At 43.3% G+C, this 24925-nt stretch carries 27 protein-coding genes; 24 read left to right on the forward strand and 3 right to left on the reverse strand.

What is annotated here, in order from left to right; genetic code table 11:
• Nucleotides 1-430 precede the first annotated feature (430 nt).
• Nucleotides 431-1714: an IS110 family transposase gene (locus SWH54_03950; GenBank protein ID MDY6790404.1), complete on the reverse strand. Its 1284-nt coding sequence runs from the start codon at nucleotides 1712-1714 to the stop codon at nucleotides 431-433.
• Between the two features lie 385 nt (nucleotides 1715-2099).
• Between SWH54_03950 and SWH54_03955 the strand changes: the two genes are divergently transcribed.
• The 3 genes from SWH54_03955 to SWH54_03965 all read left to right on the forward strand — a co-directional run bounded on the left by SWH54_03955 (nucleotide 2100) and on the right by SWH54_03965 (nucleotide 4639).
• A complete protein-coding gene (locus tag SWH54_03955) occupies nucleotides 2100-3140 on the forward strand; it encodes an alpha/beta hydrolase (GenBank protein MDY6790405.1) in 1041 nt (346 codons plus the stop codon).
• A gap of 326 nt (nucleotides 3141-3466) precedes the next feature.
• Nucleotides 3467-3970: a hypothetical protein gene (locus SWH54_03960; protein ID MDY6790406.1), complete on the forward strand. Its 504-nt coding sequence runs from the start codon at nucleotides 3467-3469 to the stop codon at nucleotides 3968-3970.
• Nucleotides 3971-4228: 258 nt separating this feature from the next.
• Complete coding sequence (locus tag SWH54_03965) at nucleotides 4229-4639, forward strand: VOC family protein (GenBank protein ID MDY6790407.1); 411 nt, start codon at nucleotides 4229-4231, stop codon at nucleotides 4637-4639.
• A 138-nt stretch (nucleotides 4640-4777) separates the two neighbouring features.
• Here the strand turns inward: SWH54_03965 and SWH54_03970 are convergent, their stop codons facing one another.
• Nucleotides 4778-4972 carry a hypothetical protein gene (locus SWH54_03970; protein ID MDY6790408.1) on the reverse strand — a complete coding sequence of 65 codons (195 nt, stop codon included), beginning with the start codon at nucleotides 4970-4972 and terminating at the stop codon, nucleotides 4778-4780.
• Nucleotides 4973-6416: 1444 nt separating this feature from the next.
• Here SWH54_03970 and SWH54_03975 point away from each other — a divergent pair.
• From SWH54_03975 to SWH54_04030, 12 genes are all read left to right on the forward strand, one after another.
• On the forward strand, nucleotides 6417-6788 hold the full coding sequence (locus SWH54_03975) for a hypothetical protein (protein MDY6790409.1): 372 nt from the start codon (nucleotides 6417-6419) through the stop codon (nucleotides 6786-6788).
• Between the two features lie 54 nt (nucleotides 6789-6842).
• Complete coding sequence (locus SWH54_03980) at nucleotides 6843-7193, forward strand: hypothetical protein (GenBank protein MDY6790410.1); 351 nt, start codon at nucleotides 6843-6845, stop codon at nucleotides 7191-7193.
• 69 nt (nucleotides 7194-7262) lie between these two features.
• Entirely contained in the window at nucleotides 7263-8186 is a 924-nt protein-coding gene (gene nudC / locus SWH54_03985) for an NAD(+) diphosphatase (protein ID MDY6790411.1), read from the forward strand.
• Nucleotides 8187-8194: 8 nt separating this feature from the next.
• Nucleotides 8195-8989 (forward strand): class I SAM-dependent methyltransferase, encoded by a 795-nt coding sequence (locus SWH54_03990; protein ID MDY6790412.1) that lies wholly within the window; start codon nucleotides 8195-8197, stop codon nucleotides 8987-8989.
• A 132-nt stretch (nucleotides 8990-9121) separates the two neighbouring features.
• A complete protein-coding gene (locus SWH54_03995; GenBank protein ID MDY6790413.1) occupies nucleotides 9122-9550 on the forward strand; it encodes a hypothetical protein in 429 nt (142 codons plus the stop codon).
• 65 nt (nucleotides 9551-9615) lie between these two features.
• Nucleotides 9616-10347 (forward strand): 4Fe-4S binding protein, encoded by a 732-nt coding sequence (locus tag SWH54_04000; GenBank protein ID MDY6790414.1) that lies wholly within the window; start codon nucleotides 9616-9618, stop codon nucleotides 10345-10347.
• 57 nt (nucleotides 10348-10404) lie between these two features.
• Nucleotides 10405-10695, forward strand: a complete 291-nt coding sequence (locus tag SWH54_04005) for a hypothetical protein (protein ID MDY6790415.1) — start codon at nucleotides 10405-10407, stop codon at nucleotides 10693-10695.
• Nucleotides 10696-10755: 60 nt separating this feature from the next.
• Nucleotides 10756-11724 (forward strand): carbon-nitrogen hydrolase family protein, encoded by a 969-nt coding sequence (locus tag SWH54_04010; GenBank protein MDY6790416.1) that lies wholly within the window; start codon nucleotides 10756-10758, stop codon nucleotides 11722-11724.
• Between the two features lie 252 nt (nucleotides 11725-11976).
• The gene (locus tag SWH54_04015; GenBank protein ID MDY6790417.1) at nucleotides 11977-13332 is read left to right on the forward strand and encodes a CsgG/HfaB family protein; all 1356 of its coding nucleotides are present in this window, start codon (nucleotides 11977-11979) and stop codon (nucleotides 13330-13332) included.
• A gap of 155 nt (nucleotides 13333-13487) precedes the next feature.
• Entirely contained in the window at nucleotides 13488-14033 is a 546-nt protein-coding gene (locus SWH54_04020) for a class I SAM-dependent methyltransferase (protein ID MDY6790418.1), read from the forward strand.
• Nucleotides 14034-14120: 87 nt separating this feature from the next.
• Nucleotides 14121-14837, forward strand: coding sequence for a phenylalanine--tRNA ligase beta subunit-related protein (locus SWH54_04025; protein MDY6790419.1), 717 nt, complete (start codon nucleotides 14121-14123; stop codon nucleotides 14835-14837).
• A gap of 91 nt (nucleotides 14838-14928) precedes the next feature.
• Nucleotides 14929-15426, forward strand: a complete 498-nt coding sequence (locus SWH54_04030; protein ID MDY6790420.1) for an NYN domain-containing protein — start codon at nucleotides 14929-14931, stop codon at nucleotides 15424-15426.
• A 141-nt stretch (nucleotides 15427-15567) separates the two neighbouring features.
• On the opposite strand, the gene SWH54_04035 is transcribed toward SWH54_04030, so the two are convergent.
• Nucleotides 15568-16254 (reverse strand): DUF554 domain-containing protein, encoded by a 687-nt coding sequence (locus SWH54_04035; GenBank protein MDY6790421.1) that lies wholly within the window; start codon nucleotides 16252-16254, stop codon nucleotides 15568-15570.
• A 692-nt stretch (nucleotides 16255-16946) separates the two neighbouring features.
• Between SWH54_04035 and SWH54_04040 the strand changes: the two genes are divergently transcribed.
• The 9 genes from SWH54_04040 (at nucleotide 16947) to SWH54_04080 (ending at nucleotide 24872) form a co-directional block, all read left to right on the forward strand.
• Complete coding sequence (locus SWH54_04040; protein ID MDY6790422.1) at nucleotides 16947-17306, forward strand: DUF3795 domain-containing protein; 360 nt, start codon at nucleotides 16947-16949, stop codon at nucleotides 17304-17306.
• Nucleotides 17307-17387: 81 nt separating this feature from the next.
• Complete coding sequence (locus SWH54_04045) at nucleotides 17388-17729, forward strand: carboxymuconolactone decarboxylase family protein (protein ID MDY6790423.1); 342 nt, start codon at nucleotides 17388-17390, stop codon at nucleotides 17727-17729.
• Between the two features lie 228 nt (nucleotides 17730-17957).
• Entirely contained in the window at nucleotides 17958-19400 is a 1443-nt protein-coding gene (locus tag SWH54_04050) for a DUF362 domain-containing protein (protein MDY6790424.1), read from the forward strand.
• Nucleotides 19401-19561: 161 nt separating this feature from the next.
• Nucleotides 19562-20746: a Xaa-Pro peptidase family protein gene (locus SWH54_04055; protein ID MDY6790425.1), complete on the forward strand. Its 1185-nt coding sequence runs from the start codon at nucleotides 19562-19564 to the stop codon at nucleotides 20744-20746.
• A 171-nt stretch (nucleotides 20747-20917) separates the two neighbouring features.
• Nucleotides 20918-21871, forward strand: a complete 954-nt coding sequence (locus tag SWH54_04060) for an NAD(P)-dependent oxidoreductase (protein ID MDY6790426.1) — start codon at nucleotides 20918-20920, stop codon at nucleotides 21869-21871.
• Between the two features lie 107 nt (nucleotides 21872-21978).
• Complete coding sequence (locus SWH54_04065; GenBank protein MDY6790427.1) at nucleotides 21979-22794, forward strand: ZIP family metal transporter; 816 nt, start codon at nucleotides 21979-21981, stop codon at nucleotides 22792-22794.
• A 115-nt stretch (nucleotides 22795-22909) separates the two neighbouring features.
• Nucleotides 22910-23359: a PaaI family thioesterase gene (locus SWH54_04070; GenBank protein ID MDY6790428.1), complete on the forward strand. Its 450-nt coding sequence runs from the start codon at nucleotides 22910-22912 to the stop codon at nucleotides 23357-23359.
• Between the two features lie 99 nt (nucleotides 23360-23458).
• Nucleotides 23459-24334: a fumarylacetoacetate hydrolase family protein gene (locus SWH54_04075; GenBank protein MDY6790429.1), complete on the forward strand. Its 876-nt coding sequence runs from the start codon at nucleotides 23459-23461 to the stop codon at nucleotides 24332-24334.
• 76 nt (nucleotides 24335-24410) lie between these two features.
• Nucleotides 24411-24872 (forward strand): MOSC domain-containing protein, encoded by a 462-nt coding sequence (locus SWH54_04080; protein MDY6790430.1) that lies wholly within the window; start codon nucleotides 24411-24413, stop codon nucleotides 24870-24872.
• Nucleotides 24873-24925: the final 53 nt, after the last annotated feature.

The following is a 24925-nucleotide window of genomic DNA, read 5'->3' on the forward strand; positions in this document are numbered from 1 at the left end:
TAAAAGTCATCGAATTGACAAAGAACAATGAAACTGAATTACTTTATCGTAACATTTGTACTACTCTAAACGAAAATGAATTTAAAAAAGCAGCATAAGTTTTCGCTCAATTGGGGTATAATACTTATGTCAAGCAAAAAGCAGAAACTTATAACCTCTTAATATCATATTAAATATAAATTCAATCCAAATTCTTAACGTACCTCACCTGTAGTATTTAAGGATAATATTTCGGTGTCTCTCTCTTTTTTGCGAACTCTCTATCTGATCGTTACGTTTATCCGACATGCCGCAAGGCGTAGGCTGTCAATCATTCCTTATCCAGATTAAAGGTTCAAAGAGAGGCCCTGATTGTCCCTCCCGAGGTCATTCGCCTCAACGCCCATTAACGGGCTCTCTCACCGAAAATTGAATATGTTTATAATATCACCTAATCAGTAACCAAGAAGTCAGCATTAAATGGCTCTTCCTTCTTCATTAATGTCCAGGCTATGACAAGCATTTTAGTTGCTATTTTTACTCTCATTTTGGTCTTAATGCCTCGCTCCCGTTCCCGGCCTTTTAATACCCGGTTAAATAGACGTCTGAACTGATGATTATGATAGGTGCCAACCATGGATGCCTGATATAAACCATATCTTAACTCCGAATCCCCCTTTTTTGATATCACCGCAACCGCACTGCTGCTTGTTTTACCGCTGCGACTGGCATTAAGATCATACCCGGCTAAACGAATCACCTGTTTATAGCTGTTAAATCGGAAAGGATTACCGATCACGGCGATGACAAGGGCCGCAATAAACGGTCCAAAACCGGGGATGGTCTGCAGTATTGTATATGATTTGTGTTTCCTGGCAACTGTTTCTATCTTTTGCATGGTAGCTTTGATTCTTTCTCTTATCCGCTTTAAGCGATCCGCAAGCATCTTTGCTTCAAATTCCACGGAAATATCAACCGGCATCCCGATAGAATCTGCAGCTGCATCATATATTTTCCTTAAACGATCCAATTGCCTTTTTCCTCGATCCGTTGTGGTCACTCGTTTCACAAAATCCATAAAATCCATTTTAGAAATCTTTTTCGGATCAATGCACCATTTGACTATGGCCAGGTTTTCTTTAATACTTTTTCCCCAGTATCGATCCATTTCAGGAAAATATCTTACCAGTAAGCCGTTCCTGATCCTCATCTTTAAGCGGTGCTCTTCTTTCTTTAAGCGCTTTCTTAAAGAAAGCAGGTTACGCAATTCGATGATGGATTCTTCCGGGTTTTCATAAAACAAACATTTCCCCTGTGAAATCAAATCTGCAATATTTGCACTGTCTTTATCATCGTTTTTGTCCCACCGGCCATCCAATAGCTCCCGGTTGTCCTTTACAGCTTTCCCCGACACGAGTACCGGAAAATGCTCATTATTAATCAACCACGCAGCTAAAGGTTTATGATAATTGCCTGTGGGCTCCATCCCGAATACGGTTTTAGTAAGGCTGTATTGAATCTGAAGTTCTTTGACCTGATCGATCAGTTTTTTAAAGCCATCAATGTTATTATTAAAGATTAATCGTTTTAAAAGTGTTTTTCCTCTGGCTGTTCCAAAGAATGCGTGGTGATTATCTTTTCCAATATCGATCCCGATAATAAGATGTTTTTTAGATGCACGGATTTCTGACTTCAATTGACAGAATTTTTTGTACCTGATAACATCACTTTTCATAATAACCTCCTTTTGGTGTTTAATGTTTAATAATTTGCAGATTATTATATTTATGCTATCAGGAGGTTATTTTATTGCAAGGCGATAATAAAAAAATATTTCACTACTATAGGGAAGTATTTTTTACTTCTTCTTTAATATATAACGCTCATCAGTTTATAAGTTGGCAGGAGCCTTGGAAAGTATCCCAAGGATGGGCGTGATAAACTAAAGTACTATTTACAATACGGTAAGAATCAAATGCTGAGATACCTATGGGTGTTATAAAAATTAAAAAGAAATATTTATTAGATATATACCCCTCTATCATGGGAAAATTTTTCGTCTATTAACACCATAAGTGGCTCAAGTTTTTGACCGATTTTTAATGACTGGTTGAAGAAAAATGAAACTCTTTCTGAAAATACTAAAAATTGTGGGCGTCTTTATTGTAGCTGTTATAGTAATTGTGAGCACAGCATTATACTTTTCTGGTCCGCAATTGCCCGACAGTATTGATGAGACAATTGACGGTGTTCTGCAATCCGATTTACCTGAGTTTCTAAAAGGTAACACGGGATACGTCTACCCAGAAAACAAAGCAGTCTGGTATGAATCGATTGGTCAAAACAGCTCGAACAAGGGAGTTGTTTTGCTTTTCATGGGAATCGCGAACGATGCCTTTGGTTGGCCTCAGGGGTTTATTGATTTACTGGTCGAGTCTGGATACCAAGTCATCCGATATGACTACAGGGGAACTGGAATGTCCGATTGGATTTCAGACTGGGAACAATCCCCTTATTCCCTAAAAGATTTAGCGTCAGATGCAAAACTCATCCTCGACACACTGAAAATAAAGAAAGCGCATTTGGTCGGTGTTTCTATGGGAGGAATGGCAGCTCAAGAGTTTGCCATCAACTTTCCACAACGTATACTGACATTGACGTCCATCATGTCTTCGGGAAATATCGTAGATAAGGATATCAAAGGGATATCAAAGGAAATAATATTTGACTTGATAAAAACCGGGCTCAAATATGGAATATTCCCGACAGAAAGAAATACAATCAAAATGCATATAGCTGCCAGGATAATACTTCGGGGTGAAGCTGATTACAGCATTGATATCAAAGGGACAGCCGAGCAGGTACTATACAATTTAAGAAAAAGAAATGGGTATAACCCTCATGTTTCCGGTCAACATGAGGAAGCCGTTCGCCGATCAGGTTCCCGTTATAAGCAGCTAAAGAAATTGGGAATCCCGTCTTTGGTCATTCATGGACAAAATGATCCCTTTGTCCCTATTGAGCACAGTAAGAAATTGGCTTCAGTTCTCTCAAATACCAAAACGAAATGGTTTGCAAACATGGGACACGATATTCCACCCAGTTTGTATGACTCGTTAATAGCTGAGCTAATAAAAAATTTTGAAAGAAATCCCAATTAATTTAGAAAACAAGGCCGTTTAACAGGCTAAAAGAAATGGAAATGGGGTCAAGTCTGCTATTGACCCATGAGAGTTTCAGACACGCGCTTTATGAGTTGGCGTGTACCTGGAAAGCGACTAAGGATGGACATGATTGCCCCAAAGAACTATTTTCAGTGTGGTTAGAATAAAACGCTGAGGTATTTGTGGATCTTATAAGAATTAAAAAGAAATATTTTCCAGACAAATAGTCTTATACTATGGCAAATAATCCCATCTATTAACAATGTTGTGCCGATAAAAGAAAGAATTTTCTCACCAGGCAAAATGAAAAAAGGGCTATCGACATGTATGAAGAACAAGAACAAATGAAACAGTTAGAGACAGGTTGGAGAGTAGTTCTTTTGATTTGGGGGGCAATATTGGCCTCTTTAGGCATATATTTTGTCGTTTGCATGATTATAGAAAAGGAGATGCAAATTAACATCGACCCTAAATTGCCGTTAGAAACGATCAAATATACACTCTTTGGTGTGTCAATCATTACACTTTTTGTGGTGTATTATCTGCGCAAGTTTTTATTGAGGACTACCAGCTCAACTATCATTTCAAGTCAAACATCATTGCCCCAACATCCGGCAGTAGGTAAATATTTAGTATCCGTTATAATAACATCGGCGCTTTTGGAAAGTATCGGAATCTATGGGGTGGTACTATTTTTTCTGGCCAAGGATACTTCGTCACTTTATCAATTGTTGATTATTTCCGCAGGAGCAATGATTTATTTCCGCCCTCGTAAAGATGAGTTGTTGAACATGGCGGCCCAAATGGAAGCTCAAAGGAAAAAATAAACAGGGATGATTGGCACATAGGTTGGGGGTTGGGGATATGAGTTTATAAGTTGACAGGGAACTTGGAAAGCGATCAAGGATGGATGTGATTGGCCCAAAACCTATTTTCAGTGTGGTTAGAACCAAATGTTGAGATACCTATGGGTTTTATAAAAATTAAAAAGAAATATTTTTCAAATATATACTCCTATATCATGTAAAATTTTCCGATTATTAACACTGTTAGATGCTCTGCATTCTTCAACAAGGACAACCAAGATGATCACGGGTATTAATCATATCACGTTTGCGGTTCGAAATATTGATGAGTCGTTTAAATTCTATGCTGATGTGTTAGGCTTCAAACCTATCCAGAAGTGTACAACTAGTGTCTATTTGCTGGCCGGGAATACTTGGATTGCTCTAGTAAAGGACCAGAATTCACGCTATGAACATTTACATGAGTCCACACATATTGCTTTCACCGTTGATCATCAAGACTTTGAGCCAATGAGGGAGCGTATTCTCAAGTCTGGTGCTAAGAAATGGCAAGAGAATTCGACTGAAGGCGACTCGTTCTACTTCGTTGACCCGAATGGGCATAAACTCGAAATTCACGTCTCAGATTTGGAGGCACGAATCAAAAGTGGAAAGAAAGAATGGGGAGATGATGTTCGATGGTTTGTTTAGTTCAGTGTCTATGGAATGGGGTTACATTGAGGTCCACACCTAACATGCAAATTCAACCGCAAGAGTTGTGCGGATGATTAGCGCCATTAGGGACATTAACTATATAAATTCACCTGCCAGCCAATCCAAAGTAATTTCCTACTTGTCAAACATGCTTTTGTCTTTCTTTTTCTTCCAGGCTTTGAAGGCGAATTCAATCATGTGTTCGATGACATAAGTCTGGTTTTCACCGATCTCTTCCGCCACCTGATCGATTTTTTCCGCCATTTCACGCCGCATGCGGTAGTTACGGGACACGCGCTCCATGACATCTTTCGGTGCAATAAACGACATTGGTATCCTCCCTATCGCCCGTTCTTCCCAAACTCAAAAACAGTAAGTCTGGAACAGTTAATGACCAGAACTCGATTTTATATAACCCTAATTGAGCGAAAGTTGAGGGTGCCCCAGATTCCCCCGATAACGGGATCTTCGTTTCACTACGAAAGGCGTCAAAGGGCGAAGCCGTAGTCATTTACTGTCCGTCTGAGGCGGAGCAACGAAGAAGATGGGGTATCATCGGCTTTCCCGCAGGGTAAACAAAATCGAGTGGTTTTTTGATAATTTATATTTCACTGATGCAAGAGTTGTAAACAACCCGCATGTCGCTTAAAAAAAGCTATAAATGAGGCTCTTTATATAAGTTCTCAATTTTGTTTACGCTCATTTAGGGTGTAATATTTTATAGACTATGCACAATTATGTGTCAAATAAAATGCATATGCACAATTTTGTATCCTGCGCTAACCGGGTTGCGGGGTTGCAGGACGTCCTTAGAATGATAAGTTTCCTATGCCAATTGCTATTATCGGCAAAAAGTTAATATCACCCTTGATTCAGGGAAAAGCTTTGTCGGATTCGTAAAGAAAGTGGGAAACCACTTATTGCATCTGGAAAAATTAGCTGGTAAAGATTATTTTGATGCCCTGATCCGCATGGAAAATATTGGTGCCATCGACACCAGATTCAGGGACGTCCAATGCTGATTTGCATGTTTTCTGTTAGTGTGATTTTGTCTTGGGCTCTCTCTACTCGCAGTCCACCCAATACGCTAACCAAGGGTCGAACTATGACTGGCTCAAGCTATTGGCTTTCGCCAGGGGTTGGGGACATCAGTTTTAAGCTGACAGAGTTCTTGCCAAGCGGCCCAGGATGGCCGTGGTAGGCTAAAGAACCATTTTTAGTGTGGTTAGAATCAAATGTTGAGATATCTATGGGTCTCATAAAAATCAAAAAGAAATATTTTTCAAATATATACTCCTTTATCACGGAGAATTTTTCCATCTGTTAACACTGTCATGTACTAGGAAAATATGGAGAAAGGACCAAAAGAATACTGGGAACTACGAATCAAGCTGGCTTGTATGTTTATATACTATCCAGTGATTTGGATCACCCATTTGTATTCTTTCTTTTCACCATTTGTTCGGAGACACCTGCTAAGCTATGAACTGGATGGAAACAAAAAATCTACATTCCTAATAGACCTAATTTCTGTAACAAGCATCACTGTCCTAATAGGTCTTATATGGCATGTTGAATTATTGAGTGATCCAGCGAAATACAAATATATATTAGGTTTGTATATTTGCATGATCGTATTCGGTTACATGTCCCTGGTGTTCATGCGTGACCTTAAGATGCAAAGTTGCACGTAATCTATCACTTGGGTGGGACCGACTTTTCGTTACACTCCAAGTGAGTTCCACAGTTCAGGCGTTGATATTGGAAATAGATCATGACCGTACTGATAATCATATTTGGTGCTCTGACTCTGTTGGCCGGAATAGTAATTGTAATAAATCCGGAGGTTATTTTCGGCTTTCTACGAAGTAATTTGAACAAGCTGGCAGTCCATATTCTGGCTGTTGCAGTAAGACTGGTGATCGGTTCTTTACTGATATACCAATCCAACGTAGCTAAATTTCCGTTTGTCATTGAAATGATTGGTTGGGTTTCTATTGTTGCCGCTATAATTATAGCTGTCATGGGACGCCTCAATTTCAAGCGCTTAATATTATGGGCGTTGTCTTTATCAAAGCCTTTTGGTCGTGTTGGCGGTATCATAGCCGTGGCATTTGGCGCATTTTTAATTTATGCTTTCGTTTAGTACCAATAGACGGTTGTAAAAATCTTTAAATTAATAAAAAATTGGAGGTTTATTATGATGAACAGATCAAAGATGGTTGGTTTTGTAGGATTGGCTTTGGCCATTGTATTTTGTGTAACCATATTTATGCTGCCGTCGGAGGCGGAGGCAAAGTCAAAAGTCGTTGCCATTAAAGGAGTAAGCTATAATGTCGATTCCTCTCTGGCGGACAACTTAAAATCGCTTGTCGGCAAAAAGGTCTGGGTCACCCTTGATTCAGGGCAAACCTTTGTCGGATTGGTGAAAAAAGTGGGAAACCACTTAATGCATCTGGAAAAATTGGCTGGTAAGGAATATTTTGATGCCCTGATTCGCCTGGAAAATATTAGCGCCATCGATACCAGATTCAGGGACTTCAAACGTTGATCGGCATGTTTTCTGCAGTTAAGAATAATTGTTCAATTTAAAAAACAACAAAGAGAGAATCGATACAAGATGAATCATAATTTTTTTTCATCGAGTTTTTTGGATCGTGTTTCATTGAAACGGGGAGATAATAATTGGATTAACGCTCAACTTAACAATGAATCCACCCGAATTATTCCTGTATGGAATTTAAAAAATTTATGTCGGCCTGACCCCGATCAGGGGCCGATTTTCCTCACACCAGGCGACCTTCAAGATTGTTCCCATGCCCTCGAATCGTCGATACTCTTAGGCGTTAGTGATAAAAAAGCATATTTTACCATCGATATAGATTCTGCGGAGTATGCATCTACTTTAGGTGAGCAAAAAAAGGGTGAGTTCTTAGATTTAAGGAAAATCGTTCCCTTGTTAAATTATCAGGATGCCGCCTTGTTGACTCTGGCTCGATTTATGATTAACTGGAGTTCAAATAATCGCTTTTGCGGAAAATGCGGGAACCCAACAACCAGTGCCGAAGCAGGAAATGTACGTATTTGCCAAAATAGTGAATGCGGACAGAGTCACTTTCCCAGTATGGATCCGGCCATCATCGTTATGGTTGCATCGGATGGGCGTTGTTTACTCGGGCGGCAGCAGCCCTGGCCAAAAGATATGTATTCTACCATCGCCGGATTTGTTGAGCCTGGAGAGAGCATTGAAGATGCGGTCATTCGTGAAGTTGAGGAAGAAACAGGAGTCAAGGTTGAGGAAGTGGAATATCAATCTTCCCAACCATGGCTTTTCCCAAGTTCATTGATGCTGGGGTTTACCGCCAGGGCAATGAGCAATGAAATTAGGGTGGCTAAAAATGAGCTTGAAGATGCACGCTGGTTTTCCAGACAGGAGATCACAGATAATCTAAGCAACGGATTAATGAGGCTTCCCTCAAAGGTATCGATTTCTTATCATTTGATTAAGGCGTGGTATGATAAGGGGGATTTTAATTTACCTTAGGCTTTTATATGGAAATATTGGACATACTTGAGGAAAAGGAAGATCGGGCAATCATCAACTGCTTAATGGCAGCGGTTGATAAACCCAATATCCGTTCAATTTGTGACTATGGATGTGGAGATGGTCGTGTGTTAAAAAAAATTAAAAAAAGGCTTCCTTCCGGAATAAGGTATACAGGAATTGATTTTTGGTCAAATGAATATAGCAACCACACTATTCCGGAAGATGAAGAATCAATAAATTTCATCGATAACGGAAGCCCTGAGATAGATGAATTTTTAGAAAACAATCATTATGACCTTGTTTTTTCATCGTTTGCCCTGCATCATTTCAGATTGCCGGTTAAAGAACTTAAGCGTATGGAACGTCTGGTTGCTCCGGAAGGAGTACTTGTTTTAATAGATATGTTTCGGGATTATACGGATATAGAGAAAATTGCGGATAATGTAAATTTTTTTAACAGCAAGATGATGATGATGGCCTTAAGAGGTGATTATCACCGTATTCCCTATACCAGGGAGGAAACCTGTGACCTGCTGCTTGCGCTGGACATGGAAATCACCGACCAGAAAGTCGTTGCTGTAGACATTACTGAAAAAGAGCTGGCTGAATTTAAAAGGCTCGCTCCTGAGTGGTATAAGAAAAAAGCAGAAAAAGAATATCAAGATGATGTATCCAAAAACAGGCATCCGGCTTTCCTGGATGCATTTAGGAAGGTCCAACAGTTCACCATGGATTTGATTGACAGATACGGTACAACACCGGATAGTCTGTTGGTCACCACGGCAAAAAAGACGGGCTAACTGATCGGATGCCCATCCTTTAATCTAATTCGGTTCAACCGGTATCTGCCAGATAGATTCGTTTAGACATGCAGTTCGGTAGCCAGATAGTACTGAGCCGCTACGATAATTGCGGGGAGAGGAAAAAATCTTATGGCAAAAAAAATAGTTGAAAAATATGGTAGCCGGGTCAAGTACTCTGAAAAAGAATTGCAAACATTTCGCCAGGGTGGTCACAGGATTAGGCATGTTGAGAGACTGTCTAAAGCAGCGCCTCTATATTCAATAGAAGCCGAAGTGATCAAGTCGCGTTATTGTAATTCCGGTCACATCGAAGGACAGAAATTCATTATGGATATTGACGGGAATTTTATAACCAAGCTTTGTCCGAAAAGGATGTGTGTTTACCTTGTTTCACAATTAACCATTCCGGTTGCTTTGATAAATGAAAGGTTGAGCGAAGGGCTGCCACCCAACGATTTCCATTTCATGAGGTACGTCCGGTGTCCCGATGCGGGAGTGGAGTGCCTGGGGTACGGTGAAGTCACTCTCAAGGTGCAGGTTGTTCCAAGGGCTAAATAAAAGTAGCTTACACAGGGTTGGAAACTACTATAGCATCAAATGGGATCACTTCAATAGGAAAGAGAATGAAAACCAGACAAAAGATTAGAAAAGGAATGATTTTAACCTCGTTTTTTTTATTTCCGGCTATTTTCTACTATCTGTCACCGGTGCTCATTATTCAATCCACCATGAAAGGTATTATAAATGGTAGCTTTATTATGTTCGTGCTGATGTTTGTAATCGCTCTGGTTCTTGGCAGGGCATACTGTGGATGGGTTTGTCCTGGTGCAGGGTGCCAGGAGGCAATCTTACTAGCCAGAGACAAAAAAGTAACCAAGGGCGATTATATTAAATGGATCATTTGGATTCCGTGGATCAGTGCTATTGTGATATTGGCAATCAGACGTGGCGGTTATGAAAAGATAGATTTTTTTTACCGGACTAAATACGGCTTTTCCATAGGAGATGTAAACGCTCTTATCGCGTATCTTTGCGTCCTTTTCTTTCTGATAGTGATACCTGCTTTTATTTTTGGGAGAAGATCATTCTGCCACCATTTGTGCTGGATGGCCCCATTTATGATATTGGGAAGAAAAATTAGAAATCGTTTTAAGTGGGCTTCACTACAACTAAAAACAGACTCCGAGGCATGCAACCATTGTCATACCTGTACCCAAAACTGTCCAATGAGCCTTCCCGTTGAAAGGATGGTAAAGACCAATAAAATGGAAAATACTGAATGCATTCTTTGTGGTACTTGCATTGACGGTTGCGAGTTCAATGTAATAAGATTTTCCTTCTATAATGGAGCATAGCGCAAAGGGAGACGTCAAAAAACTGCGGCACTTTATACCAGACGCGGTGAAGAATAAATGAAGCCAATTAAAAAAGTAATTATAAAAGATGAAAAATACGAAGATGGTTATTCCGAACTATTTGCCAGAATTTCTCAAAAAGGTGATCTTGTGATTGATGGATGCGATGCAGGAGAATTAGCCAAAGAGATGTTTGGTGATTGGGATTATGAATATTGGCTGACCATACCGGAAAAGTTCAAAGAAACAATTATGCTTAACCTAATAAAAGACCGATTTTCTTCGGTACATGAAATAAAAAAATGGTTGGATCAACTTGGCATACCATCAGAGTTTTCGTCCTATTAACCTTAAATAAACCAGGTATCCAACCATTTACCGGGTATGCATGCTCAAAAGGAGAGCTTTATGGAAAATCGTGTAAAAAAGGTAAAAGTGGCTGTTGTGCAAGCTGCGCCGGTTCTGTTTGATAAAGCCTTGTCGGTAGAAAAAGCCTGTGGTCTGATTAAAGAAGCCGGTGCCAAAGGAAGCCAAGTGGTTCTTTTGCCCGAGGCATTTATCCCCGCTTACCCAAGGGGATTTAGCTTTGGCATGGTGGTAGGCAGCAGAAGTGATGAAGGACGTTGTTTGTGGAAAAGATATTGGGATAATGCCATTGAGATTTCCAGCTGGGAAGTGGAGGCCCTGGGAAAGGCCTCTAAGGAAGCGGGCGTGTATCTATGCATCGGAGTTATAGAGCGAGATGGGGACTACAGTGGTGGAACCGTTTACTGCACATTGCTTTATTTTGACCTTGACGGTCATTTAATGGGCAAACACAGAAAGTTAAAGCCTACCGGTTCAGAACGTTTAATCTGGGGCGAGGGTGATGGGAGCACCATGCCCGTTTTTTCAACTGAGGTGGGAAATATGGGAGGTCTGATTTGCTGGGAAAACTACATGCCCCTTGCCCGTATGGCTATGTATGGAAAAGGCGTTGAAATTTATTTCGCGCCAACCGCAGACTCCCGTGAAACATGGCAGGCAACGATGCAGCACATCGCTTGTGAGGGACGCTGTTTCGTGCTCGGTTGCAATCAATTTGTCACCAAAGAGATGTATCCGTCTGATTTAGAGACATTTGAAGAGCTGATTGATCAACCGGATGTCATGTGTCGGGGAGGAAGTGTGATTGTGTCACCATTTGGGGAAGTGATGGCAGGTCCGCTGTATGATAAAGAGGGCATTCTGTATGCAGATTTGGACCTGTCTGAAATAGCCAAAGCCAAAGTTGATTTTGATGTGGTGGGTCACTACGCCAGGCCGGATGTTTTCCAGTTTCAGGTAAACAGCACACCGCAACTACCGGTAACTTATGAGACCGGGGAGGATTCATAACAATGCCACTTAAAAACGCTTCCCCTGAAGTCGGGCACATATCGTTTATAAGCTCATGGGGGTACTTCAACTACAAGAATGGAGGGCAACGACCCTTGTACGGTAAAAATAAGCTGCTGTTTTTTTCAGCATCGCCCGACTCAAACTATGGTTCTGAGACTATTATTTGAGTATTGAGAGATGTATTTTTTGATACAGCTGAATAGATACTGTAAACCGGCTCTGTGAATATCCAGTAGAGGAGATCCTGGAATGCGACCTATGACACTATGTATGAACCTGTTCATCTGTTTTGTTTTTTCGATATTTTTTGCCATCTATTCCGTGCTTCCGGCTGCAGCCGCGGGCAAATATACGTTAGCCGTTATCCCGTTCGAAAACATTACCAGGAAGCCTGATCTAGACTGGCTGTCCATGGGCATTTCCGAAACCATCAATAATGATTTAATGGCGGTTGAGGGGCTTGTTCTGATTGAACGTTTACAGCTGAGAAAAATTTTAGAGGAACAGCAACTGCATCTTACCGGAATAATTGATGAAAAAACTGTGGTGAAGATCGGAAAGCTGATGGGGGCCAACATCCTTGTGGTGGGCGGATTCCAGAAAATGAACGACCAGATCCGTCTCACCGCACGTTTTGTTGATGTTGAGACCGGGGGCATTTTGCAGACAGCCAAGGTTACCGGAAAAATGGATGAGATATTCGAGCTGCAGGACAGGATTGTGGCGAAACTGGCAAAGAACCTGAACATTGAATTAAAGAAGCAGGAGATTGCAAAGATAGGCACGGCTCCCACAAAATCTTTGAAGGCTTACCAGCACTTTGGCCAGGGCGCTCTCCTGCAGGCGAGAAAGAACTATCAGGGAGCCGCCAAGGAACTTGCCAGGGCGACCGAAATCGACCCGGATTTTTCGGCGGCCATCGACATGCTTAAGGAGGTCTTCTGGTCCCTGGACAAGGGGAACTATTGGACCTATGAAACCAAAACCAGGATCACAGATGACACCACCATGGAAATGATTTCAGAAATGACGAGACGATCCGGGGGACTGGAATCTTTCAACGGACGGAATGTATTCTCCTACATGAAAAAAGGAGAGACAAAGGTGATGGTGACAGGCAAGGCAATGACGGTGCCTATAGAGCAGACGCTGTATTACTTCAAGGGCGAGGATGGAATATACTGGGCCGGTCAAAAGGTGCTAAGCTCCGGTACCGGAACGATTTATACATGCAGCCCACCGCCGCTCAGCTTTCCCTTCAAGTTTTCCAAAGGAAGGTCCTGGAAAGATGTATTTATCAATAAAGTTGACCAAAACGGCAAACCCCTCGCTGCTTCACAGGCTACCCTGAGCAGCAAAATCATCGGCGTGGAGGAGGTAGAGGTGTCTGCGGGAAAATTCAAGGCTTTTGTTGTTGAAGTGACGTTTGCTTCCAAGGCAAAACCCGGTTACAAGTACGGCACCGATTCCCATACGGAATACACTTGCTGGTTCGCCCCGGGAGTGGGAATCGTCAAAACCGTGTCCCGGACGGAAATGGTTATTTTAAACAAGAAAACAGTTACCCTGATCGAGGAGACGCTCAAAAAATACCATATCGAATGATTCCACGGCTGACCGATATTTTCAGAGGCTCACGCTCGTGAGTATGGCGGCTCTGGGAAACCGGACTCAGGCAGGTACACAAGCATCTGCTTGTAGGAATACGTAAAAAAAGCTGTATGTCCCACCACAGAACATAAAAGCAGGATTTTTGGATCATGACGGACCAAGATAGAGTAAAATGGGACTCAAAATATCTAAAGGACATGGGGAGATCTGCCCCTTCCTTGATTGTAAAGACGTTTTTAGGTCTTGCACCCGGTGGGAATGCGTTGGATATTGCCTGCGGGAACGGAAGAAACAGTCTCTATATGGCGGAACACGGGTTTAGAGTGGATGCGGTGGATATATCAACCGTTGCCACCAATCATTTGGCAGGTAAAGATCCGAATATCAATGTCATCTGTCAGGATACAGATACCTGGAAAATTCCACCCAATCGCTATGAGCTTGTGGTCAACGTGCGGTTTTTAGATAGACGTCTGTTTCCCATGATTAAAGATGGACTCAGAACAGGTGGTGTTCTGATTTTTGAATCTTTTATTGGTGGAAAAAAGAAGCAATATTGTCTGAAACAAAATGAGTTGCTTCATGCCTTTCAGTCGTTGCGCATCGTATATTACGAGGAAAAAGAATCAGACCATTCGGATAAGTTTGATCAAACCGCCTCCCTGGTTGCGGTTAAAACCGGTTCAACCCTTTAGCGAAGTTAAGGTAAAGGCAATACGAACACAACCAAACCTGTTTTCCATCTAAGGAATCCGGGTAGTAATACCAAGGAATCAAAACCCATGTCGGAAACACGCGTAACCAACCAGATTTTTGATAAGTTCCCCAGCTTTCGCCGCGGCATCGTGGTCGCATGCCAGATGAACAATCGGGAATCAGCCACAAAACTGGAGTCTCTTTTGTATGAGGCTCTCGCCAACGCAGCCGCCAATCCCATCGATTTAACCACAGATCAAAGAACGGCTGTCTGGATGGAAACCTATCGGGAGTTGGGGGTCAATCCGAAAAAGTTCCCACCGGCGCATCTTGCACTGCTGAAGCGGGTCCAGAAACCCGGCGCTTCCATTCCTTTCATCAACAAGGCGGTGGCGATCATGAACGACAACTCGATCCGGGGGGCCTTACCGGTCGGTGGGGATGATATACTTCGGGCAGGGGAAACCTTCGAACTTCGCTTTGCCGAAGGGAGTGAAAAGTTCACTCCCCTCAATGCTCCGGAGAAAACCGAACAGCCCAATTCCGGGGAGATTATTTACGTGGTTGTGGAAAACCGAGAGGTCATGTGCCGGCGATGGAACTGGCGGAACGGTTATCAGACGCGGATCACCGAAGAAACACAAGCCATGGTGATGAACATCGACGGACTCGGAAAGGACAGTGAGAAACGGGCCATATCCGTTCGCGATCGCGTGGCCCGAATGCTTGAACAGTATTGTAACGCGGAGGTCGAGACCGCTCTGCTGACACCATCCGAGCCGTATTTTCGATTTCATCTATAGGCCGATTTTCCGCAGAAATCAAATAGGTGAGTTTGTTACCGTCTAAGCAATAATAGCGATAGGCCATCATCAATTTAAAGGGAATACAATTATGGAAAATATTTTAATTAATCAATCGGTAGCCATACTGTGCGATGGAAACAATATTGAACGGAGTATCCATGGGCTTTCTAAAACAAAAAACGCCATGATCAATTTTGATCGGTTGATCCCGAAATTGCTAAATGACAGGGGATTAAACCGGTTGCTTTATTTTAGGGAAGGTAAGTCCATATCTTCCAAATTCGCGGATCGATTGCATGAAAACTATTACGGCTCTGTTATTCCGTGTCATAAATCTGCCGATATTCCACTTTCTATCAAAGCCACGCAGCTCGCTTCCAAGGTGGACACCATTATCATTATGTCAGGGGATTCGGATTATGTGGATTTGGTGATACACCTGAAAGGGGAAGGGGTGAGAGTGGAAATTGCTGCAGTAAAAAGGACAGCTGCCAAGATATTAATCGATGAAGCAGATTATTTTCATGAAATCACCAAAGAAGACTGGTTTGTATATAAATCACCACGAAAGGCAAGGGCGAAATGAAGACAAGAAGCTCATAATGCCTTCCATCCCACTGCACTATCAGGATTGTATCGTTTGGGAAATAGTTGGTTGTGTCGTATTTTTTGCTAAACGGTTTTTTAACCTAGAAAAAAAGTGAAAGTGGGTTTTGCCTTTTCATGATCAGACAAGAATCTGCATACCCATATAATAAATAAGCGGGATAAATACAGCTGGCAGCATATTGCCCACTTTAATTTTATGCCCTCCCAGCATGTTTATGCCGAGACCCACAATTAAAAGCCCACCCACAGATGACATTTGGGATATGACTTCAGGGACCAGAAAAGGTTTTACATATGCAGCCGCGAGAGTGATGGTTCCCTGATATAAAAGCACTGAAACTGAAGAGAACAGAACCCCAATTCCCATGGTGGATGAAAATATTACCGCTGCAATGCCATCCAGAGTTGATTTTGCAAAAAGGGTGCTATGATTGCCGGTCAGACCACTTTCTAAAGAACCTACAATCGCCATTGCGCCCACACAGTAGAGCAAAGATGTGGTCACAAATCCTTCTGCAAAGCCTCCTTCTTTTTTGGAGAATTTTTCTTCCAGCCATTCCCCTACATTTTCCAGTCTGAGTTCAATTTTACCCAGTTCTCCCACAAGGCTGCCAAGGGCAAGAGAGATAAGTATCAGAATAAAATCATCACATTTAAAAGCGCTTTTCAAACCGATGAGGATCACACCCAGACTGATGGCCTGTATGATGGTTTGGTTATATTTTTCAGATATTTTGCCGCGGAAAACAAGTCCAACAAGGCTTCCTGCAATAATTGCTGCCACATTTGCTAAAGTACCTAACACGGGAGACTCCTTTTTTTTGGTTTTGATGGATACATATAGATCATCATATTAGCAAGATTTTTTTATGGATTGTAATATTATAACTCAAGTTTCGCACCCCTTATCAATGGTGGAGCCGGGATTGTTAAAGCGCCGATTGGTGTTAAGGGTGTGAATCGAGACAGTTATATTATTTTCTTCCAGGGGATATGAATTGAATCGGTTGCAGGGTGTCCGGATATTTGGAATAAAGTCTATCCGTTGCTAAACCATATAAAAGGGATGGTCTATTCCAAATATCCGGACACTGCGAAAAAGGTAGAACAGATGACCCACATATCCCCTTACAGAAAAAAATATAACCGTTTCGATTCACATCTGATTTTATATGTTACCTGTCGTCAGGGCATTGCTTTCCGCCAAACTGGGGTGCGAAACTTGAGTTTTAATTTTTTGCAGAAAAAGGTGGATTTAATATGGCAGAGCTTGAGGGATATTTGTTTATAAGTTGATCGTGCACATAAACTGTGGTATCTGGCAGAACAGTAACTGATAAACCGAGAGCCCCGTTCCGAAAGCGCTTCGGGTCTCTGAGGAAAACCACATTAGTATTGTCATGGTAAATCACCATGAACTTCCTGGGCTTCAGATTTTCAAAGACAGAGAATAATATCACCCAACCAGACCATTGGAGACAGGTTTAGGAGATAATAATGCTTGCTTATTGTGGATTGAAATGTCTTGAATGTCCTGTATTTCGTGCAACAAAAACCAACGATGAAAAACTCAGAATTGAGACTGCCAAAAATTGGAGTGAATATTTCGAAAAGGGAGTTAAGCCAGAGGAACTTTACTGTGATGGATGCCAAACTTTAAACAGACGAATATTTAGTTGGTGTAAAAAATGTCCTGTAAGGCTCTGTGCCGGGAGACGTCGAATACAAAATTGTGGCTTTTGTGATGCCTATCCTTGCAAGGATATTATGGAAATTCATAAGATTAACCCTCAAGCAAAACAGGAGATAGAAAATATTTTTAAGGAAGAGAAAAGAACAGGTGGCTTAAAACACTGATCAGGGTTTGCCTTATTTACTAATAAAGAGAAGACATATGATCTGAAAGGATAAAAAGCGAATACAAAGGAGAAGATACTCATGGAAAGCCAAATGGAAGTGAATGAAGAAAGACTAAAATATCTTGAAAAAATAAATCAAGAACTACCGGACTTGATGATTCACGAATCTGCCAAATGGGATGAGGTGTATAAGGACGGGGCGCTCAGTACTAAGGTCAAACGGCTAATGGCGTTAGGAATAGCACTCAGGGCACGATGCGTTCATTGTATTGTCGCCCAAACCATGAGGGCCTTAGACGTTGGAGCCACTAAGGAAGAGATATTGGAAACGATTTCCGTTAATATGGCAATGAGCGGCACTACCGGAATAGCTGAATCTCTGAGGGTTTTGAAGTTACTGGATGAATTAGGAAAGCTCTAATTAAGCCGGTGACTTGGATAAAGGGTAAAAGGCAAAAAAGAATCGCTGCACCTGTCAGGTCAGATATCAGCTATGGTCAAACCGCTTTGACAGAAAGCTGCAATTTGAAAATTTGTTCATTTAATAAAGCCAGTGGTTGACCTGGTTGTCCCTGACTTCAGCGGTAGCTTTCTACAATGAATAGTTGCCGATTGGTAATTTGCCAAATTGTAAGTGGATGATTGCATCATGGCTTCAAAAACCGTTTTCACCCGGAAACTGCATACTCCTCACCAGAGCGAAAGCTTTACCAAATATTTGCCTCTCAATCGTGAACAGGTCAGGGAAATAAGAAGTGCGGTAAAAGAAATCTTTGATGCATTTGGCGGGAAAGACCTTATCAAGTCAAGCGGGAATGTGTATATCAAGCCCAATGGGATTGATGCCAAGCCATACTGTTATACACGACCGGAATTGATAAGGGCGGTGATCGAGTACTGGTATGACGCAGGGGCCGGGAAGGTATATCTCCTGGAAAATTCAACCCAGGCCAATTATACCCGCATTGTATTTAAAAGCAACGGATACAAAAAAGTCTGCACCGATACCGCTGCCATTCCCATTTATCTGGATGAGGAGCAGACCATCACCTATCCATTCACCGGTAAAAAATCAATGGCTGACGGCGATGCAGATGGATATGACCTGACCACTTTTGAAATGCCGGTAACGGTGGTTAAAAAATTAATCGAAAAAAGTGATGAAAACCTCTATATCAACCTACCCAAACTAAAAACCCATTCTATGACAGGGGTGACCCTGGGAATAAAAAACCAGTGGGGTTTTCCCGCCCACCAAAGCAGAGGGCTCGACCATAACTACCATCTGCATGGTAAATTGATTGACATGCTTTCTTATATCAAACCGGATGTGACGCTCATCGAAGGTGTTGAGGGGAGTATTTATGGCCATTATCCGGCTCTTAATCTGGCTGATGAATGTATCAAACCGTTTGGCTTACTTATCGGCAGTAAAAATGTGGTTGCCGCAGATCTGGTTGGAGCTAAACTATTCGGTCTTGAGAAGGAGGACGTTCCGCACTTGCAGATGGCCATCGATCGAGGGTTTGGTGGAGATATCCGCACCCTTCAGGATATCGATATGGCAGGCGACATCACCCACCTTGATTCGGTCGATTTGATTGGTGATATGCCCGAAGCAGGATCATACCCGACAGATCTATTTGATTCCTTTCCGGGTGATGTGACTATTATTCAGGGAAAGGAGCTGGCCTGCAAGGAGGGGTGTGTGAACAATCCATTAACATTATTACAGGTGCTGTACAACGATTATAATGGCAGGGGCGGCTGGACGCTTTTGATGGGTAAGGGATTCGATAAAGAGGAAATTCTTAAGCTGGAAGGGAAGGTACTCATTGCGGGACACTGTGCGATTGAAGAGGTGTCTTCGATTTTGATTAAAAAATTAACAAGAAAGAATGTCTATCTCAGTGGAGAGTGCAATGACCTTTGTTCCACAGCAGAGGCAATGTTTCACCTGATGAAGGTGAACCCGATAGATCTTATTCCCCTGAGTTCTATAGCGGCATTGGTTGCCTTAATAACGGCCAAATTAAAAGGATCTCACTCAAGGGTTCCCAGTCCTTGGTCGCATATACTGAAAGGGGTATAGACAACTGGTGAAGAGCAATAAACGTATTGCCGATCTTGATGGGAGTTGCCGTGATTAACGGCATGAATTGATTCGGTTTGATATTGGGCATCATTGTTGACAGAAGAAATTCGATGATTAATCTGACTTAAGCAGCCCCCCGAAAAAAGAAAGGGCGCAAAATGATAACCAAACAGGAGTATCTCGAAAGAGTCAAAAGATTACAAAACCGGGTAAAGGGGAAAGACCTGGGCGCCTTTTTGGTGACCGCTCAAGACAGCATATACTATCTTACAGGGGTGACCTACGTTCCTTTGGAGCGCCCATTTTTTATGATCGTGTATCCTGATGATGACTCAATATTGCTGTCCCCGGCCTTGGATCAGGAACATTTGAGAACAGCAACAGATGTAGAAACTGTCCGCCGGTATTGGGATTACCCTTCCCCTTCAGGCCAAGGATGGCCGGAAAGGCTGCATGATCTTCTCGCCGGAGTCAACCGACTTGGGGTGGAGCCCAGCCTTCCCCAGGAAATTGCCATGCAGCTTGGTCCTTACAACCCGGTGGTGTACCCCTTGGTTGAAACCATGCGATTGGTGAAATCTCCGGATGAAGTGAAGATGCTCCGCCAGGCTGCTCATTTTGCCAAAAAAGGAATGGAAGCCATCATCAAGGCATCATATAAAGGTGTTTCTGAAATCGAGATTTTTTCTCTGGGGCGATCGGTCCAGATGGCGATCATTAAAACCACCGAATTTGATCCGTTGAATACCAGCGTGCTCACTGCCGCCTGGCCGGCCAGGTTGGGACTGCAGCCCCACGGGGTTCCGCTGATTGGCGATCGCCTGCATGAAGGCCCTCATATTGCCTTAAGTTTTATGCGCGTGAATGGATACGGGGCTGAATGTGAAAGAACTTATTTTGTGGCTCGGCCCACCAATGAAATGAAGAAAATGTTTAAAACCATGCAGGAAGCCAGGCAGCGTGGTTTCCAGCTGATAAAACCCGGTGTATCTTGTGCCGAAATTGATCGGGCGGCCAATGGGTTTCTGCGTCAGGAAGGTCTGGGTGATTATTTGCTGCACCGCACCGGCCATGGATTTGGACTGGGAAATCATGAAGGGCCATGGGTGGCAGAAGGCAGCGAGGATATTTTAACGGAAAATATGCTCATCAGCATGGAACCCGGCATTTATGTACCGGATTTGGGCGCTTTTCGCCATTCAGATACTTTGCTGGTTACTGAAGACGGATATGAAAATTTAACTCCTTATCCTGATGATTTAGATTCATTGACAATACGAAAATCAAAGCTCTTTAACCGGCTTCGTGGATCTCTGGTTCGGCGAGCAGTGGGTGTCACCTAGTCCGTGTGAAAAAACGCATGCCCAGTTGGCATGAAAATTTATGATAACTACTATAGAATCAATATTGAGATACCTATGGGTCTGATAAAAATATTAATCTATCTTGCAATTCTGGTCGGTTTTATCGTATTTTTTGCTGTGTTAATAAATTTTGCGGTACGGTTTTTTTAAATAAAGAAAAATGCGGAACAGCTTGAAGGATTAGCAGATCAGAAGCAGGAAACAGGAGATATTGAAATGAAGAATAAAAAAATTGGTTGGATTGGCACCGGGATTATGGGCAAACCCATGGCCATGCATTTGTTAAATGCCGGGTATACGGTCAATGTGAACAACCGCACCAAAACCAAGGCACAAGAGTTAATCGACCAGGGCGCTACGTGGTATGATACCCCTGCGGAATTGACGAAAAATTCCGATATGGTGGTGACCATAATAGGATACCCTAAAGATGTGGAACAGGTTTATTTCGGAGCGGGTGGTATTTTCCAGGGAATGAAACCAAATACCATCTTGATTGATATGACCACCACCAAACCCAGTTTGGCAGTAAACATATATGAACAGGCAACAAGGGCAGGGGCTGATTTTATTGATGCGCCTGTGTCCGGAGGCGAAATCGGAGCCATAAACGGGACCTTGTCAATTATGATCGGCGGAGACAAAAAAACAGTCGATATGATCATGCCTGTTTTTGAGACGTTTGGTAAAAACATGGTTTATCAAGGTGCAGCAGGTTCGGGACAGCATACCAAAATGTGTAATCAGATTACCATTGCCGGGACGATGATCGGGATTTGTGAAAGCTTGATTTATGGATATAAAGCAGGGTTGGACTTAACCACCATGTTAGGTTCTATAAGTAAGGGTGCTGCCGGATGCTGGGGCCTGGATGTTTTAGCGCCTAAAATTGTAGCGAGCGATTACGCTCCCGGTTTTATGGTGGATCATTTTGTTAAAGACTTAGGTATTGCGCTTGAAGAAGCGGAAGCGATGGATTTATCGCTTCCCGGACTGGCTCTGGTCAGACAACTTTACCTTTCGCTAAAGGCTCAAGGCAAAGGCACATATGGTACCCAGGCGCTGTATCTGGTTTTGGAAAGACTTTCATCTATAGATAAATAGCTTGCTGGATGTGATCATGTCAGGATCACCCCGCAACTAGTTGGAACAAAACAAAAAGATCGTACGGCTGATTGGCAACACTGGTGAACAGCAGCACAGGAGGCAGGATGATCGATTTTCTTCAGCAGTACAGCCCCGTCACCCAAGCGCTTATGGCCACGCTCTTTACCTGGGGCGTGACTGCGGCCGGAGCGGCGCTTGTTTTTTTCGTAAAAACGATAAGACCCAAAATCATGGATTCCATGCTCGGTTTCGCTGCCGGTGTTATGATTGCGGCAAGTTTCTGGTCATTGCTCGCACCGGGCATAGAAATGGCCCAACAGATGGGTCAAATTCCCTGGTTGTCCGCCGTTATCGGATTCATGGGCGGTGGGATATTCATGAGACTGACGGATCGATTGCTGCCACATCTTCATTTGGGTCTGGATATAGAGCACAGTGAGGGGATAAAGACCTCCTGGCAGCGAAGCACGCTGCTGGTTCTGGCGATCACACTACATAATATCCCCGAGGGTCTTGCAGTCGGCGTTGCTTTTGGAGCTGTATCCGCCCATCTTTCTTCTGCCACCATAGGCGGCGCTCTTGCGCTGGCAATCGGAATCGGCCTGCAGAATTTTCCGGAAGGAGCTGCGGTATCGTTACCGTTAAGGAGAGAAGGAATGGGCCGGACGAAGAGCTTTGTGATGGGGCAGGCATCCGGTGTGGTTGAACCCATCGCCGGGGTGCTCGGTGCCGCATTTGTAATGTATATGCAGCATATTTTGCCCTATGCACTTTGCTTTGCCGCCGGGGCAATGATTTTTGTGGTAGTGGAAGAGTTGATCCCGGAATCTCAGCGGAAAGAGGCAAACATTGATATGGTAACCATGGCGACCATGACGGGTTTTGCGGTGATGATGATTCTGGATGTGGCGCTGGGCTGATGGATGTGAGGCTGAAGAACTGTTGAAATGAGAGGAAATAGATCGCCAATTGCTCAAACGTTGGTTTGACTCCTTACTTTTTAGATAACGGTAAACATTTTATGATAGGAAGATTATGCGTGAAGAGATTTCCAGTCAGCGAAAAGCCTTTCTGGCCAATGACTACAGTCGGGGATTCATCGAATACTGTCAGTTCAGGGCGGAAACCATAAAGAGAGGTTATTTTCAGTCCAGAGTCAGGATTAAAGAGCATCACCGGCAGCAGGACGGTTTTATTCATGCAGGTGTGATGGCCACAATGGCCGATCACACGGCCGGGTACTCTGCATTTACCCTGGTGGAAGATAATTTTCAAATCCTGACGATTGAGTTTAAAATAAACTTTCTAAGACCGGCCTTTGGAGACGCCCTGGTCTGTCGTTCCAGGGTAATAAGAGAGGGGCGCCAGATCAAAATAGCGGAATCAGAGGTATTTGATATCAGGGGTGAAGAGGAGACGCTGGCCGCCAAAGCGATGGTCACCCTCATGGCGGTGAACCAAGATAAGCTTGTCCAAAAGAGATGACAAAATCTATCCTGCAACCATTTTGCAACGGTTCCGATCCATGTTGGGATTGTCAAGGCAGACCGATAACCAAAAACGGTTCATCAATGGAGAATTAATATGCGTTTAGCCACCATCGGGTATGAGGGGGAAGAGCATCTCGCCATTTGCCAACAATCTGGATTCTTTCGCATCAAAGATGTGAATAAAGTGTTTCAAAGTCAATGGCCGGATTCCATGGAAGTACTGATTAAAACAGAGCAACTCCTTAAATTAAACGACTGGTATGGGCAGGAGGGCAGGCGCGAAACAGCTAAAATGCAACATCTTTTTATAGACGACAAAGAATGCTCCTATGAGCCTCTTTACCGGCACCCTTCCAAAATATGGGGCATCGGGCTGAACTACAGCGCGCATGCAAAAGACCTTTCCGAAAAGCCCCCCACCTCTGCTCCGGCCAGCTTCATGAAACCCGATACCACCATTATCGGATACGGAAATGAGATAAACATACCACGGCTTTCTAAAAGAACAACGGCCGAAGCCGAACTGGGCATCATTATCGGCAAACACTGCAAAGATGTTCCCCGGAACCAATGGCATGAGGTAATCGCCGGATTCACCACCATCCTGGACATGACGGCAGAGGATATTCTGGTACAGAATCCAAGATTTTTAACCATGAGTAAAAGTTTTGACACCTTTTTCTCGTTGGGCCCGCAGCTGTTGACACCGGATGAGGTCGACGATGTTTCCGGTCTGAAAGTATCCACGGTGATTAACCAAACGGTGCATGCTGAAAATACGGTGGACCACATGACGTTTACGCCCGACGTGCTCGTGTCCTATCATTCCAGGGTGATGACGCTTTTGCCGGGGGATATCATATCCACAGGCACGCCGGGAGCCGTTCATATCCGCCATGGGGATATCGTCCAATGCCGGATTTCAGGCTTTGAAACTCTGGAAAATCCGGTGATCGATTTAAAACAATAAAAGAAGGGAAAATGGGGTCCGGAATTTTGGAAAAGTAAATTATTAATGGATGACCGATCAAAGGGGAGAGACATAAATGGCCGTGGTCGAGGCGATCTGTATCAGCCACAAAAAGGGAACAGCCAAGAGACCGGTTGAAAAAGCTGTCTTTCAAGCGGATTTCGGCATCAACGGTGATGCCCACGCCGGGAAATGGCACCGGCAGGTATCTCTATTGGCCGGCGAAAGCATCGATACTGTTAAACTTCAGCTGCCCACCTTAAACGACGGTGCTTTTGCGGAAAACATAGCTACCCGGGGGCTGGACCTGTCTTCCGTCGCGGTTGGCGATGTTCTGCAGATCGGCTCCGGGGTCATTCTCCAGATCACCCAAATCGGCAAAAAATGCCATAATGATGGCTGTGCCATCAAAAAGGCCACCGGTGACTGCATCATGCCCAAAGAGGGGTTGTTTGCCAGGGTAATTCAGGGAGGAGAAGTCCGGACCGGTGACCGGATCGGTATCAAAAAACAGGCGTCAGGATCGGATATCCGTTAATGGGTTGAACTGTTTTAATCAATATTGCGGTACGGTTCTTTTAATAGAGAAAA

This window comes from Thermodesulfobacteriota bacterium, assembly GCA_034189135.1.
GTDB lineage: Bacteria > Desulfobacterota > Desulfobacteria > Desulfobacterales > JAUWMJ01 > JAUWMJ01.